This is a genomic window from Shewanella sp. YQ_9 (assembly GCF_043103185.1).
Lineage (GTDB): Bacteria > Pseudomonadota > Gammaproteobacteria > Enterobacterales > Shewanellaceae > Shewanella > Shewanella algae.
The window spans coordinates 161,593-174,492 of the sequence record NZ_JBICJO010000076.1 but is presented as its reverse complement, the minus strand read 5'-3'; the positions used below and the strand labels follow the sequence as shown (position 1 = coordinate 174,492).

The 12,900-nt window shown below is 52.8% G+C and carries 12 protein-coding genes and 1 tRNA gene; 4 read left to right on the top strand and 9 right to left on the bottom strand.

Going from position 1 to position 12,900, the window contains the following annotated elements:
- The first annotated feature begins 7 nt into the window (after positions 1 to 7).
- Together ACF8D4_RS21410 and ACF8D4_RS21405 are read left to right on the top strand one after the other, a co-directional pair.
- Positions 8 to 1,039 carry an aldose epimerase family protein gene (locus ACF8D4_RS21410; RefSeq protein WP_144220966.1) on the top strand — a complete coding sequence of 344 codons (1,032 nt, stop codon included), beginning with the start codon at positions 8 to 10 and terminating at the stop codon, positions 1,037 to 1,039.
- Complete coding sequence (locus ACF8D4_RS21405) at positions 1,036 to 1,434, top strand: DUF2391 family protein (protein ID WP_025010163.1); 399 nt, start codon at positions 1,036 to 1,038, stop codon at positions 1,432 to 1,434. The genes ACF8D4_RS21410 and ACF8D4_RS21405 overlap by 4 nt, the downstream gene beginning before the upstream one ends.
- A 191-nt stretch (positions 1,435 to 1,625) precedes the next feature.
- Here the strand turns inward: ACF8D4_RS21405 and ACF8D4_RS21400 are convergent, their stop codons facing one another.
- The 4 genes from ACF8D4_RS21400 to ACF8D4_RS21385 all read right to left on the bottom strand — a co-directional run bounded on the left by ACF8D4_RS21400 (position 1,626) and on the right by ACF8D4_RS21385 (position 4,979).
- Positions 1,626 to 2,219, bottom strand: coding sequence for a hypothetical protein (locus ACF8D4_RS21400; protein WP_144216097.1), 594 nt, complete (start codon positions 2,217 to 2,219; stop codon positions 1,626 to 1,628).
- A 249-nt stretch (positions 2,220 to 2,468) separates the two neighbouring features.
- Positions 2,469 to 3,062, bottom strand: coding sequence for a hypothetical protein (locus ACF8D4_RS21395; RefSeq protein ID WP_109247211.1), 594 nt, complete (start codon positions 3,060 to 3,062; stop codon positions 2,469 to 2,471).
- Positions 3,063 to 3,169: 107 nt separating this feature from the next.
- Positions 3,170 to 3,574 carry a hypothetical protein gene (locus ACF8D4_RS21390; protein WP_025010165.1) on the bottom strand — a complete coding sequence of 135 codons (405 nt, stop codon included), beginning with the start codon at positions 3,572 to 3,574 and terminating at the stop codon, positions 3,170 to 3,172.
- A 424-nt stretch (positions 3,575 to 3,998) separates the two neighbouring features.
- Positions 3,999 to 4,979 carry an NAD(P)H-quinone oxidoreductase gene (locus ACF8D4_RS21385; RefSeq protein WP_392465190.1) on the bottom strand — a complete coding sequence of 327 codons (981 nt, stop codon included), beginning with the start codon at positions 4,977 to 4,979 and terminating at the stop codon, positions 3,999 to 4,001.
- A 579-nt stretch (positions 4,980 to 5,558) separates the two neighbouring features.
- On the opposite strand from ACF8D4_RS21385, the gene ACF8D4_RS21380 reads away from it, so the two are divergent.
- Entirely contained in the window at positions 5,559 to 8,693 is a 3,135-nt protein-coding gene (locus ACF8D4_RS21380) for a M9 family metallopeptidase (protein ID WP_392465215.1), read from the top strand.
- Between the two features lie 62 nt (positions 8,694 to 8,755).
- On the opposite strand, the gene ACF8D4_RS21375 is transcribed toward ACF8D4_RS21380, so the two are convergent.
- The 5 genes from ACF8D4_RS21375 to fdhD all read right to left on the bottom strand — a co-directional run bounded on the left by ACF8D4_RS21375 (position 8,756) and on the right by fdhD (position 12,622).
- Complete coding sequence (locus ACF8D4_RS21375; protein ID WP_025010173.1) at positions 8,756 to 8,980, bottom strand: sulfurtransferase TusA family protein; 225 nt, start codon at positions 8,978 to 8,980, stop codon at positions 8,756 to 8,758.
- 21 nt (positions 8,981 to 9,001) lie between these two features.
- Complete coding sequence (locus ACF8D4_RS21370) at positions 9,002 to 10,027, bottom strand: YeeE/YedE thiosulfate transporter family protein (RefSeq protein WP_392468970.1); 1,026 nt, start codon at positions 10,025 to 10,027, stop codon at positions 9,002 to 9,004.
- 10 nt (positions 10,028 to 10,037) lie between these two features.
- The gene (gene yedF, locus ACF8D4_RS21365) at positions 10,038 to 10,271 is read right to left on the bottom strand and encodes a sulfurtransferase-like selenium metabolism protein YedF (protein ID WP_025010175.1); all 234 of its coding nucleotides are present in this window, start codon (positions 10,269 to 10,271) and stop codon (positions 10,038 to 10,040) included.
- Positions 10,271 to 11,485, bottom strand: a complete 1,215-nt coding sequence (gene yedE, locus ACF8D4_RS21360) for a selenium metabolism membrane protein YedE/FdhT (protein WP_028780618.1) — start codon at positions 11,483 to 11,485, stop codon at positions 10,271 to 10,273. The genes yedF and yedE overlap by 1 nt, the downstream gene beginning before the upstream one ends.
- 300 nt (positions 11,486 to 11,785) lie before the next feature.
- Positions 11,786 to 12,622 (bottom strand): formate dehydrogenase accessory sulfurtransferase FdhD, encoded by an 837-nt coding sequence (gene fdhD / locus ACF8D4_RS21355; RefSeq protein ID WP_025010177.1) that lies wholly within the window; start codon positions 12,620 to 12,622, stop codon positions 11,786 to 11,788.
- Positions 12,623 to 12,763: 141 nt separating this feature from the next.
- On the opposite strand from fdhD, the gene ACF8D4_RS21350 reads away from it, so the two are divergent.
- Positions 12,764 to 12,858, top strand: a tRNA-Sec gene (locus ACF8D4_RS21350).
- Positions 12,859 to 12,900 lie beyond the last annotated feature (42 nt).

Here is a 12,900-nt window from a genome sequence, read left to right as displayed (position 1 = left end):
CTAGCAGATGATACGTTTCAGCGCACTCGACAGTTGGGAAGATCCCCGCGGCGGCCAGATAGAAAGAATCAGAATCGACAACGGCATTCTGGCGCTGGAAGTGCTCAGTCTCGGTGGCATTATTCGCTCACTGTGGGCGCCGGATCGCCACGGTGAACGAACCAATATCGTGCTTGGCTGTGACTCTGCAGCCGATTATCTGGCCCAGGACGCCTGTTTGGGCGCCGCTGTGGGGCGTTACGCCAATCGCATCAAGCAAGGTCAAATCCACGGCCGCGGCAAGACTTTTTCTCTGGATAAGAACTTCAACGGCCACTGCCTGCATGGCGGCCGCGAAGGCTTTCATCGGCGCCTGTGGCAACTGGGCACACTGCCGGACGGGGTGCGCCTTAGCCTGATAAGCCCGGATGGCGACATGGGCTTTCCCGGTGAATGCCGGGTACAGCTGGACTATCGTCTGGCGGGCAACAACCTGTTTGTGGAGTTTATGGCCTCAAGCAGCCAAGACTGCCCGGTGAGCCTGACTCAGCACAGCTATTTCAACCTCGATGGCCGGGCGGATATCGCTGAGCACCAGTTGCAACTCGATAGCAACAAAACCCTGGCAACCGACTCTGAAGGCATTCCCTGCGGCATAGTCGATACCCAAGGCAGCATGTTGGATCTCAGTCAGGGCAAGGTACTCAAGACGCTGCTGGGGCAGCCGGAACTAGCCGCCGGCCAAGGGTTGGATCACTGCTTTATCAGCCGGCAACAGAAAGATGAGCTCTGGCGTGTGGGCCGTTTGAGCGCGCCGCTATCGGGTCGCGGCCTGACACTGTATACCAATCAACCCGGAGTGCAGCTTTACACCGGCGCCGGGCTCGAAGGCGTCAAGGGTCGTAAGGCCCAGGCGATGAAGGCCTGGCAGGGTGTCTGTCTTGAGCCGCAAATGCTGCCGGACGGCGCCAATCAGCCACAGCTGCACGGCGATCCCTGGATAACACCCGGACAAGTCTATCACCATTTGAGCCGCTACGAGTTCGATACCCAGGCATGACCAAACTCTATTTCAACGCCGAGGATCTCGGCCAGATCAGCATAGGCGCCTTTGCCTTGTCCGTGCCCATCTCTTTTTCCGAGGAGGCCTGGATGCTGGCGGCCAATCTGCCGATGGTGAATCTGGTGCTGGTGGTGGTATTGAGCCTGAGCTTTATCGCCCTGTTTGCTTATCAGAGTGTGTTTCAGGCCAATATCAAGGCCAGGGTGTGGGTGTTCTGGCTGCGGATCCTGCTGGCTTATGCCCTGACCCTGCTGGTGGTGAGTGTCGTCTTACTGGCCCTGGATAAATGGCCATTATTGAGCGATCCCTTACTGGCGCTGAAGCGCACCCTGCTGATCGCCATGCCGGCCTCTATGGGCGCCATCATAGTCGATAGCTTCGATAAAGAATAATCGACTATCGCCGGATATTGATTGTCGTATTTCATTGACATCAAAATTCAATTTAAAATTTTATCATCAACAAAGGAAGATCGGGTTAAACCTACATCATTCACCCCATATTGGCTTGGGTTGTATAGTTTAATTTCTGCCAGTATTTGCTGTGATGAAAATCAGACAATTATTCATCTTTAACCCAACTATTAAATTGTCATACCAAAGCTAAGATCCCATTCCAGCGCAGGAACCAAATGCAAACCACTGGCATTCAAGGCGATTAATGGCTCTGCGATTGACTTATGCACCAAATAATCCATCATCCCTGGAATTTGGAAAATACATCTCTTTTCAAGAGGTATTTCAGATAACTTTTCAGAGTTCAGTCGGCAATTAAATGGATTTCCTACTTTACCACCTTCTAAACGTTCAGTGTATTCTCCATTATCAAAGTCATAAGCATCAATATTATTATCTACGACTAAAATTGAATATGAATGTACACTTTCATCATTATGAGTATATAAAGCTGGGAGTAACTGAACCTGATAAAGGTCAAAGTATTCCAGCACTTTACTTATCCGGTTTGACAGTAATGGATCACTTAAAGCAGTCATAGCTTCGATCAGCGGAATAGCCTCATTATCATCTGCCTCAGACTCAACCTGGATCGGCATATCAAGACAAGTCGGTTGTCTAAAAGTTAAATAATGGCTTTTACTGCAGGAAACATAAGGGGAAGGCACCTTTCCAGAGCCACATATCAGTACATAATATTCTTCGTTAATATCTGGTATCATTTTCTCCAACTTATAAATCATTTTTTAAAATGTCAGCATTCGACTGACGACACACCCGGTACGCCGCTTCAGCAAACCAGATCCCAAGTGCTTTTTGACACTATCGATTCATAAACACTTATTGCGACCTTCCCCACCTCAGGCTGAATTTCCATTAGCCGTTCTTTGTCCGCTTTAATTATTCGATTTTGCTCTCGGTAAAATTTCTACGAAGAAAAATCTGATAATAATTCGTCTTTAACCCAGCTATTAAATTGTCATACCAAAGCTAAGATCCCATTCCAGCACAGGAACCAAATGCAAACCACTGGCGTTCAAGGCGATTAATGGCTCTGCGATTGACTTATGCACCAAATAATCCATCATCCCTGGAATTTGGAAAATACATCTCTTTTCAAGAGGTATTTTAGATAACTTATTATAGTCCAGTCGGCAATTCCTTGGATTTCTTACTTCACCATCCTCTAAAATCCCAGTGTATTTTCCATTATCAAAGTCATAAGCATCAATATTATTATCTACGACTAAAATTGAATATGAATGTACATTTCCATCATTGTGGGTATATAAAGCAGGGAGTAACTGAACCTGATAAAGATCAAAGTATTCCAGTACTTTACTTATTCTGTTTGACAGTAATGGATCACTTAAAGCAGTCATAGCTTCGATCAGCGGAATAGCCTCATTATCATCTGCCCCAGATTCAACCTGAATTGGCATTTTAAGACAAGTCGGTTGTCTAAAAGTTAAATAATGACTTTTACTGCAGGAAACATAAGGGGAAGGCACCTTTCCAGAGCCACATATCAGTACATAATATTCTTCGTTAATATCTGGTATCATTTTCTCCAACTTATAAACCATCGTCTTAAAATTTCAGCGTTCGACTTTCCGGTATACCCGGACCATCGCTTCAGTGAACTGAAGTCGGACGGCCGGGCATAGGGATATCAGTCGTCGAAGCTGTCATCCCAATCGTCATCGAAATCATCACCCATGTTGTCGGCTTCGACCTCGACCTCAGGTTCCGGCTTGGGCTTACGCGCGGGAGCGCTGTCTTTGACGTTGTTCAGATTGACTCTGGCCTGCTGCTTTTGCATAAACTCGCTGCGGACCGCTTTGAATGCACTACCGAACTCACGCTCGGCAGCCTTGGCTTCATCCTCACCCAGATCATGCAGGTTGGGTTTAACTATATCTTCCACGTATTCAATAATCGCATTACGCTGAGAGTTGAACAGGTAGATACGTCCAGGAGATGCCTCGGGTAACTGATTGTCATGGACGACGATAGCATTGCCACGTGCGGTTCTGAGCTCGCCATACCAAACTTGTTTCTTTGCAGTGTTATACATATATGCCAATACCCTTAAATCAACACATACACCAGAGAAGTTGCCAATAAGTCGCTGCGCATAGTGCCTGGACTTGCTCGCGCCTTCCCTAAAGTTTTTCGGCCAAAGAAGCGCACTACTGCTCACTTTGCCACAATAGGTTTCCACCTTTGGGAGGTGGAGTTTTCAAGTGCGTATTCTTACAGAATCTTTCCGAGAATCAATGCTACAAACCGTGATTTTTCCAACTAAATAACGATTAATTTTTCATGACAGCACCCTCGAGTGCTCTCACAAAGGACTTTAGCCCAAATTTCCATCAGGGCAAGTTGAATTTTGCACGCAAACGCCTTAAGGCTGCATGTTACAGCCAAACAGCGGCGACAGAGAAAAAGCTGCCGAGCGAGTGTTCAGCAGCCATAGGGTGTTGAGCGTCAGTAGCTACTTACTTCAGTGTCAGCACGACCTTGCCCGAGTGACTTCCGGATTCCAACAAGTGGTGTGCCGCAATGCACTCTTGCAGCGGGAAACTGGCAAAAATATGTGGCTTCAGGGCACCTTCATTCAATAACGGCCAGACCTTGGCCTTGAGCTCGGCAGCAATCGCCGCCTTGGCCGCTACGCTTTGAGGCCTCAGAGTCGAGCCGGTCCAAACAATACGTTTGGCCATCAGGCGAAAGATATCCACTTCAGCCTTGGCCCCCCTTTGCATGGCAATGGACACCATGCGGCCATCACAGGCGAGTACCTTGAGATTCTTGTTGGCAAAGTCTCCGCCTGCCATATCCAGCACCACCTCGACACCCTTGCCCAGGGTCCAGTCCAACACAGGCTCGACAAAGTCCTGTCGGCGGTAGTCAATCGCGAGTTCGGCCCCCAATTGCTGACACCAGGCGCATTTCTCAGGACTGCCGGAAGTCACCAGTACCCTGGCGCCAAAGGCCTTGGCCAGCGCTATGGCGCTGCTGCCGATCCCCCCCGAGCCGCCGTGGATGAGCACTGTCTCGCCTTGCTGCAACCCGGCTCGCATAAACAGATTGCCCCACACAGTAAAGAAAGTCTCGGGAATCGCAGCGGCTTCTTTCAGACTCCAGCCCCTGGGAATAGGCAAACAATGATCGGCCCAGGTGAGCACATACTCACTGTAACCGCCTCCCGGCACCAGGGCACAGACCTCTTGCCCGGTCTGCCATTGCGCTACGCCCTGCCCCAGCGCCACTATCTCGCCGGCCACTTCCAACCCCAGCACGGGGGAAGCGTCTGCCGGCGGCGGATAGTTGCCTTTACGCTGGGCCAGATCCGGGCCATTGACCCCGGCCGCCGCCACCCGAATCAACACCTGACCCGGACCGGGTTTGGGGATCTCCACATCTGTCAGATAAAGCACCTCGGGCTGTCCGGGTGTGTCGAAAGTCACCTGTCTCATACACTGCTCCTTGATAACTGAGCCACTGCCGAAAGATTTGCCTCTGACGTTAATCCAGAGGCCAAGCCTGGCAGAGACTGATACCTGTAGCCAACACAGTAGCAGAAGCCGTCTCAGGCTCATACCCGCGCCAAGGAAGATGCGAACAAGTCCCATCTATGCACTGCATCGGCTTTCAGGCCTGGATGCAAGGCGTGCTTCGCAGCAAATGGCTTCTGTCTTTTGCCAGAAGCACAACAAAGCCGCCAGGCAAAATTCAGCTTCGGCGAATTTAAATGTAAATTCTATTAATTTCATTGCGTTATAAATCTATCCTAGCTCGCGGTGACCAAGGAAATCCTCGCTGTTTTCCTTTGGAATAAAAAATAGACAATTTTATATTGTATATTTTATTCTTTTACTTCTATGATGAAACACTGATTTACCCTGAATAAAGTGTTGTGCACAGTCAGGCAGTATCGGCAAACGGCGCAGGAGGTCACTTTAACCACTAAAGATCTGCAACAGCAGACTCAAATAAAATGGAGAAAACCAATGAAGATCAGCCCACTGGTCGCCAGTATCGGCCTGCTTTCCGGCATGGCATTCAGCCAACAGACGTTTGCACAGCCCTCCTCCCCCCAAGCTTCCTCACCTCATCCCGCCGCCAGGCTGCACGGTCATCCCTTACTGCCCGCTCAAGCCAACGAGCAGGCGAGACTGGCCTCTCACGCGCGGCTTAAGCGCGAGGTCAACTCTCAAGCGGAGAGGCAGACAAAGGCTTCGTTGCCGGCGCCGCCGCAGGCCTTTAGCAGTCAGGCGGTGGCGAACCAGGTAATTGAAGGACATGCCGTTGACAAAAAAACGCCCCAAAAACGCCAAGCCGTCGAAAGCCTCAACCTGATGAGCCGCTCGGCGGCCGGCGATCTGCAGATGCAGGCCGACAGCAGCTGTGATGAGCTGACAGGCCTCAATGGTCAGGCACTGGTCGATGCATTAAGCGCCGCCACGCCTGCTTGTGTCGGTGCCTTTTACAGCCTGGTGGGCAGTCAGGCCACCGCCAGCTTCAGCCAGGCCAATGTGCTGGCGGTAGCCAATGCCATAGACGGCCGCGCCGAAAGCTACACAGGAACTGACACCCAAGGGCTGGAGTCCTTAATAAACTTTGTCCGCGCCGCCCTCTATGTGCAGTTTTATCATCCGGAAGATGTGCCCGCCTATGATGCCTCGGTAACCACGGCGTTAAGCGGCGCACTGGATAGTCTGTTCAACAATCCCAAGAGCTGGACAGTTTCCGAGGCCAATGCCGGGGTTCTCAAAGAAGCATTGATCCTGGTGGATTCGGCCAATCTGGGCGCCGAATTCAACTGGGTAACCATCAAGGTACTCAACGAATACGACAGCGACTGGCAGGTGCTGTTTGGCATGAATGCCGCCGCCAATGCTGTGTTTACTACCCTGTTCCGGGCTCAGTGGAACGACGAAATGCAAGCGCTGTTCGCCCGGGATCAGAGCATTCTCGATGCCCTCAATCAGTTTCAACTTGAGCAGCGCCAACTACTGGGAACCAACGCCGAATACCTGCTGGTCAATGCGGTACGTGAGATGTCCCGCCTCTACTACATAGAGGCGATGAAGCCCAGGGTCACGACTCTGGTCAAGACGGTAATCGACAGCAGCAGTAAAGAGGACAGCAGCCGCGCCATCTGGCTCGCCGCTGCAGAAATGGCCGACTACTATGACCGCAGCCAGTGCGACTACTACGGCATTTGCGGCTTCAAATACCAACTGGAGCAGGACACCCTGAGTTTCAACTGGAAGTGCTCGGATACCCTGAAGATGCGCGCCCAGGATCTGTATCAGGATCAGGCAAGCTGGATCTGCGAAGTGCTCAGCGGCCAGGAAGCCTACTTCCACAGCAAGCTGGAAACCGGCAATACTCCGGTGAGCGAGGATAACAACGACGATCTTGAGCTGGTGATCTTCAACTCCTCCGGCGACTACCAGTCATTCGCCGGCAGCTTCTTCGGCATCAATACAGACAACGGCGGCATGTATCTTGAAGGCTCGCCGGCCGGGCTCAAGAATCAGGCCCGTTTTATCGCCTATGAAGCCGAGTGGCGCCGCCCCGATTTCCATGTCTGGAACCTGCAGCATGAATATGTGCACTACCTGGATGGCCGCTTCAACCTCCACGGCGACTTTGCCCGCGGCATGTCGGCCGACACCATCTGGTGGGTTGAAGGATTGGCGGAATACATCTCCTACCGGGATGCCAACACCGCAGCCATAGCACTTGGTGAAACCAAGGCATTTGCCCTGTCGCAAATATTCAAAAACACCTATGACTCGGGACAAGACAGAGTCTATCGCTGGGGCTATCTGGCGGTGCGCTTTATGTTCGAGCGCCATATGGATGATGTTCGCCAGATCCTCAGTCTGCTGCGCAGCGACAACTACAGCGAGTATCAAGCCCTGATAGATGGCATAGGCAGTCGTTATGACAATGAATGGTACAGCTGGCTGACAAGCGGCCTGAGCACGGCAGACAATGGCATAGTGGATAAGGGCCCCAGCGACATAGACGCCGCACCCAGCGGCCGTGAAGGTAACTGGAGTGGCCCGGGCGGCAATATCAGCCGAGACTTTGCCCCCTGCACGGTCAGCGACGAATCTTATCGTTATCAGGAAGGCATGACGCCGCTGCTGGATGTGCCAATCGAGTGTATCGACTCGAAAAACGGCCGCGCCAGCCTGGTGTTTGCCAATGAGCAGCGTTCCGACCAAGAGCTGTGGATCAAGGTGGGTGACGGCTGGGGTGATGCCGATATCTATTTCAGCTCCCAAGGCTGGGCCAGCGCCGAAAACAACGAGGGCTTAGGTATAGGCAATGGGAATCACGAGGTGATCAAGGTGCGCCTCAACCCCGACAGTTACTGGCATTACCTGACTCTGGCCGGTGAATTTGGCGGCGTGGATCTATTGCTGTCGACCACAGAAGTCGAAGCCGACCCGGACCCGGCCCAAGGCGGCGGTGATGGCGATGGCGGCGAGCCGGTGGATTGCGGTGCTCCAAGCACAGACTATGGCCAGTTGCAGGCCGGCAAGAATGAATGCCTCAGTGGTGGCCGTTCCAGCTTCTATGTCTGGGTTGAGGAAGATAACACTCGCCTGACCTTCAGCCTCGGCGGCGGCACTGGTGACGCCGATCTCTACTATGCTGCCGATACCTGGGCCGGCACAGCTCACTATGATGCGTTCGCCAAGACCGCAGGCAACAGCGAGACGCTGACAGTCACGGCCAATCGCGGCTGGCGTTACCTGGCGGTGGAGAGTGACAGCCAGTATGCCGGTGTCAGCCTGAGCCTGAAAGTGGCCACGGCCGGTGAACCTCAGCCCAGTGTCCTCGAAAATGCCTGCGCCACCAAGGCTCCCCAGAGTTACAGCAAGTTACAGTCCGGCGCGGCCATCTGCGCCGCCAGTGGCCGGGGAGACTTCTACTTCTATATTGCCGAAGGTACTCAGGCGATTGAAGTTGTCACAGGCCACGGCAGCGGCGATGTCAGCCTCTATGGTGGCACTAGCTGGCCTACGGCCAACAGTTATCAACAGGCATCCACCCAGCAAGGCAACGCAGAGCGTTTGCTGCTGCAGGCGCCAAGCGAAGGTTGGTACTATCTGATGCTGGATGGTGCCAATGCCGAAGGAGTCAGCATCCAGATGCAGGCTCGCTGATAGCGTTACAGTTTGGATGAAAAAAGCGCTGCCTCGGCAGCGCGTTTTTACCTTTACGGCCGTTAGCCCTTCTTGATGGTCATGGTCCAGGCGGCATCACCCTTCTGGGCAAAGTGAGTCACCTCATGGCCCTCTTCGGCGGCCCAGCGAGGAATATTTTCTGTCGCCTGGGCGCAGTCATAGTCCAGTACCACTTCGTCGCCTTTTTCTATGCCCTTTATCAGCTTCTGCAGCTCTATCAAAGGGAAAGGACAGAGTTTGCCGGTAGTATCGAGAACATGTTTCATATACAACTCCTTGGATAAAACTCAGATCTGAGCCAGACGCATGGGCCGGATCAGGGTAAAGTAACTGAAGCAGTAACTGCCAAGCAGAATGGCCGGAATAAACAGCCAGCCCTGCCAGGACAGATAGGCGGTACCCACCAGCGCATTGCCCAACATGCAACCACCGGCAATACCGCTGCCAAAGCCCATCAACAAACCGCCGATAAGCCCAAACAATACCGTCTTGTGGCCCGGATAGCGCCAACGCTGCTCCGAACTGCCACGGGCGGCAATAAAGGCCCCGACAAACAAACCGATGAGGAAGTATCCCGGCCAGCCGAAGAACTTGGTGTTGCCAGTGGTCAGCAGATCCCACAGCAGAGCGCTGGGGCCACTGATGCCAACGCCACCGACCCGACCGCTTTCCAGGCTCGCAGGCCAGGCCAGCAGAGCCAGCACGCCAATGATCAGCGCACTCACGAAGGGGTGCCAACGGGCTTCAAACAACAGGTGTGCCAGGCCGCTGCGCCTCGGGGTCATCAGGACCACAGGGCGCTTGCGTCGCTTGAGATAGCGCATCGCCAGTACGGAGGTCAGCAGCGCCAGGGCGATACTCACCAACCAGGGCGAAACACCCAGGCTCTGATACAGGGTCTGATCGGCCAACTGTTGCTGTTTGATGGGGGCCAGCATGCTCTTGAGCTCGGCCGTGCGCACCAGTTTACTGGCAACAATAAAGCCCAGCACAGCCATCACACTGGCAGCCAAGCCTTCGGCCGCCCTGTAATAGGCTCCGGTGGAGCAACTGCCTGCCGCCGCCATACCCAGGCCGAACAGCACGCCACCAATCAGAGTTGCCAACCAGGGGAAATGCCCCGTCGGCAACTTGACCCAGCCCAGCTCATAAAAGGCAAACAGCCCCAGGCTCTGGATACTGATGGCGATCACCATGGTGAAGTCTTTCTGCAGGAAGGTGTCACGTATGCCACCCGCCATGCAGAAACGCCCCCGCTGCATCACAAACCCCATGGCCAGACCTATGCCCAAACCACTGAGAATCGTCAGCATAACCGGCTCCTCAGCGCTGGATCAGATAACGGATAGTCGGGCCGTTCTGTTCTATCTCCAGCACCTTGTAACCGTGGTTCTTGGCGTCTAATGGAATATTGTTGATCGACTGTGGGCAGTCGCTGATCACTTCCAGAATTTCGCCGGGCTTGAGCTGGGGCATGGCCTCCAGGGTGGCAACGGCGGGATAAGGACAGGGTTCACCAACCATATCCAATTGATAATCAGGAGTATATTGGCTCATTACGCGGCCTCCGCAGTCAGTTGTGCATCCCGTTTGGCTTTACGGGCAAAGAATTGTTTTTCCCAGGCGAGCATGGCGGCAAACGCCAGGCCCAGCATCAGGTAGGTGGCCAGCAAGCCGCCCTTGTCCCCCAAGCTGGAAAGCAGGTTGACCTTGTCCCAACTGGTGGCCAGTGGTTCGGCAAAGTCGTCCCAGTAGTAGGCCAAAATGGTGGAGCCGATAACATTACCCAGGCCAACCCACCAGAAGTGCACCTGCCCTTCCACGGCGCGGTACATCCAACCGGTTTCGCAGCCACCGGCCAGCACTATACCGAAACCGAACAGCAAGCCACCGATAACCGCGTTGGGACCGGCCCACATGATCTTGGGTGAAACCCCTAGTTGCACATAGCTGTAAATCCCTATGGCACTGACCGCCATACCTATGATGATCGCCTTGGCCATATGGGTACGGCCGGTGATCCACATGTCGCGAAATGCCGAGGTAAAGCAAATCTGTGCCCTTTCAATCAACAGACCGAAACCGACGCCACAGAGCATGGCAATACCCAGCTTGGGTGCGTTGAACAGGGTCAGGAGTCCCCAACCGACTATGCCGATAAACACCAGCATGCCGATACGAAAACGCCGTCTGGCCTGGTTTTCATCCTGCTTGACCGAGCTGGCCTTGGTGACCTTCTTCAGCGCCACCGGAATGCGGAACATGGGCAGCAAGGTGAACTTGGCGCCAAAGTAGGAACCGGCAGCAGTGGCCAGCGCGAAGAACCAGGCATGCAGCGAGAACTGCGGAATACCGGTAAAGAAGGCCGCCAGGTTACACCCCATGGCCAAACGAGCGCCGAAGCCGGCTATGATGCCACCAACCAGGGCCTGCATGATGCGCACCCGGCTCTGTGGCATTCTGAGCTTGACGTTGTTGGCCCATAGCGCCGCGGCGATACAGCCACCGAACATGCCGATAATCATCATGCCGTCGATGCGATCCAGCGGCGTACCGGCCAGACCTATCACCTTGAAGTAACCCCAGTTTTCCGGTTCGGCACCAAGCATTTGCAGTAAATGCCCACCCCAGCGGGTGAATTCGCCGGTCACGGCCCAGAAGGTTCCGGTAAGACCAAAATAGTAGGTGGAGAGAATACCGGCAGCGATAACAGCCGGCATGGGAGCCCAGAAACGGACCAGATATTGTTGTTTAAATTGTTGCCATGTCATGTCATTACCCTAATGAACGAGACCTTGTCTAAACGGACACAGGCGTGTCCGTCAACCATTACAGGTGCGAACAGGCAGCCCGCAGAAACTGACCTGTCGCATCTTATGTATGCCTTTACGGCGATAAAATCGCTGGAGTGCAGCAAACGACCGGCTGTCTGCCATCATCAAAGCACTAAAGACCGGCTGGAACTGGGTTCCGACCGGTCATAAACAGTGTTTAACAACGATGATGAGCAGACAGTAAGCGCTGTGCCAGGGAAGAGGCCCGAGTACTTCGAGGCCTTATTCGCAGCTTCCCTAAATGGCTTTGGCCAGGCGATCGCGGCTCAATCCCGTCAGTCTGTGACCATGGGTGTAGAGCGTCGCACGACCGTTGCGGCAAAAGCCCACCAGCGTGATGTTGCTCTTCTCGGCCAACTCCAACGCCAGTGAGGTCACGGCGGACATGGCAAAAAGAATCTGAATATTGGCACTGGCAGCCTTTTGCACCATCTCGAAACTGGCTCTGCTGGTCAATAAAACCGCGATTGGCCGCTCGGCATGTTTCTGTGAAAAGGCACCGATTAACTTATCCAGTGCTATATGTCTTCCAATATCTTCATAGGCATCAATAATATGCCCATCTTTATTTAAACCCATGGCAGCATGGGTGGCGCCAGTTAATTTAAAATGCTGTTGATTATCCTTAACAAAATTCAAAGCAACCTTTAAATTATTGATATTAAACTTGGCACCATCATCAACTCGAATAACAGGTTTAACCGCTTCTTCAAGTTGGGCAACACCGCAAAGTCCACAACCGGTTCTACCGGCCATATTGCGTCTTTGTTGCTTTAATTCCATGAAACATCTTTGGGTTATCTCAATCTGAACCAGCACACCTTCTTCGGTATACTCAAGTTCAACACCCTTGATTTCATTTATGTTTCTGACTATGCGCTCCGACAAGGTAAAGCCGATTGCAAAGGCTTCGAGATCCTGCGGACTGGCCAACATTACCGTGTGGGCAATGCCGTTATATACCAGGGCGATTCTCACTTCGTTCGCTAAGTAGTCAGTTAATTCCGAAGCCTGCCCTTGTTCCATAAGGGTGACTTGTTTCTCGGTGACAACGTCATGCGAATAATAATCCATAAGTACCCTCTGAACCTATCTAAATAATAAAAATTTACAGACTTTAAAATAAAATAAGAGCTATATCACAAACTCATAAAGTAAATAAAAACAGGGTTGCTTCAACTGCATTCATTTTCTATTATCCTTCTGTCTTTCGATGGAAGAACGTCGTCTCCGGTGAGGCGTCCGGACTTCAAATCCGGGTGGGGCTGCCAGCAGTCCCGGGTAGGTTCGACTCCTATGTTCTTCCGCCAATCTTCATGGGACCAGAAAAGTTCAGCGTCCCGGATCTCCCG

What these genes read in the sequence shown, in the direction of transcription:
- ACF8D4_RS21410 (WP_144220966.1), top strand. Translation starts at nt 8, where the DNA reads ATGATACGTTTCAGCGCACTCGACAGTTGGGAAGATCCCCGCGGCGGC.
- ACF8D4_RS21405 (WP_025010163.1), top strand. Translation starts at nt 1,036, where the DNA reads ATGACCAAACTCTATTTCAACGCCGAGGATCTCGGCCAGATCAGCATA.
- ACF8D4_RS21400 (WP_144216097.1), bottom strand. Translation starts at nt 2,219, where the DNA reads ATGATACCAGATATTAACGAAGAATATTATGTACTGATATGTGGCTCT.
- ACF8D4_RS21395 (WP_109247211.1), bottom strand. Translation starts at nt 3,062, where the DNA reads ATGATACCAGATATTAACGAAGAATATTATGTACTGATATGTGGCTCT.
- ACF8D4_RS21390 (WP_025010165.1), bottom strand. Translation starts at nt 3,574, where the DNA reads ATGTATAACACTGCAAAGAAACAAGTTTGGTATGGCGAGCTCAGAACC.
- ACF8D4_RS21385 (WP_392465190.1), bottom strand. Translation starts at nt 4,979, where the DNA reads ATGAGACAGGTGACTTTCGACACACCCGGACAGCCCGAGGTGCTTTAT.
- ACF8D4_RS21380 (WP_392465215.1), top strand. Translation starts at nt 5,559, where the DNA reads ATGGCATTCAGCCAACAGACGTTTGCACAGCCCTCCTCCCCCCAAGCT.
- ACF8D4_RS21375 (WP_025010173.1), bottom strand. Translation starts at nt 8,980, where the DNA reads ATGAAACATGTTCTCGATACTACCGGCAAACTCTGTCCTTTCCCTTTG.
- ACF8D4_RS21370 (WP_392468970.1), bottom strand. Translation starts at nt 10,027, where the DNA reads ATGCTGACGATTCTCAGTGGTTTGGGCATAGGTCTGGCCATGGGGTTT.
- yedF (WP_025010175.1), bottom strand. Translation starts at nt 10,271, where the DNA reads ATGAGCCAATATACTCCTGATTATCAATTGGATATGGTTGGTGAACCC.
- yedE (WP_028780618.1), bottom strand. Translation starts at nt 11,485, where the DNA reads ATGACATGGCAACAATTTAAACAACAATATCTGGTCCGTTTCTGGGCT.
- fdhD (WP_025010177.1), bottom strand. Translation starts at nt 12,622, where the DNA reads ATGGATTATTATTCGCATGACGTTGTCACCGAGAAACAAGTCACCCTT.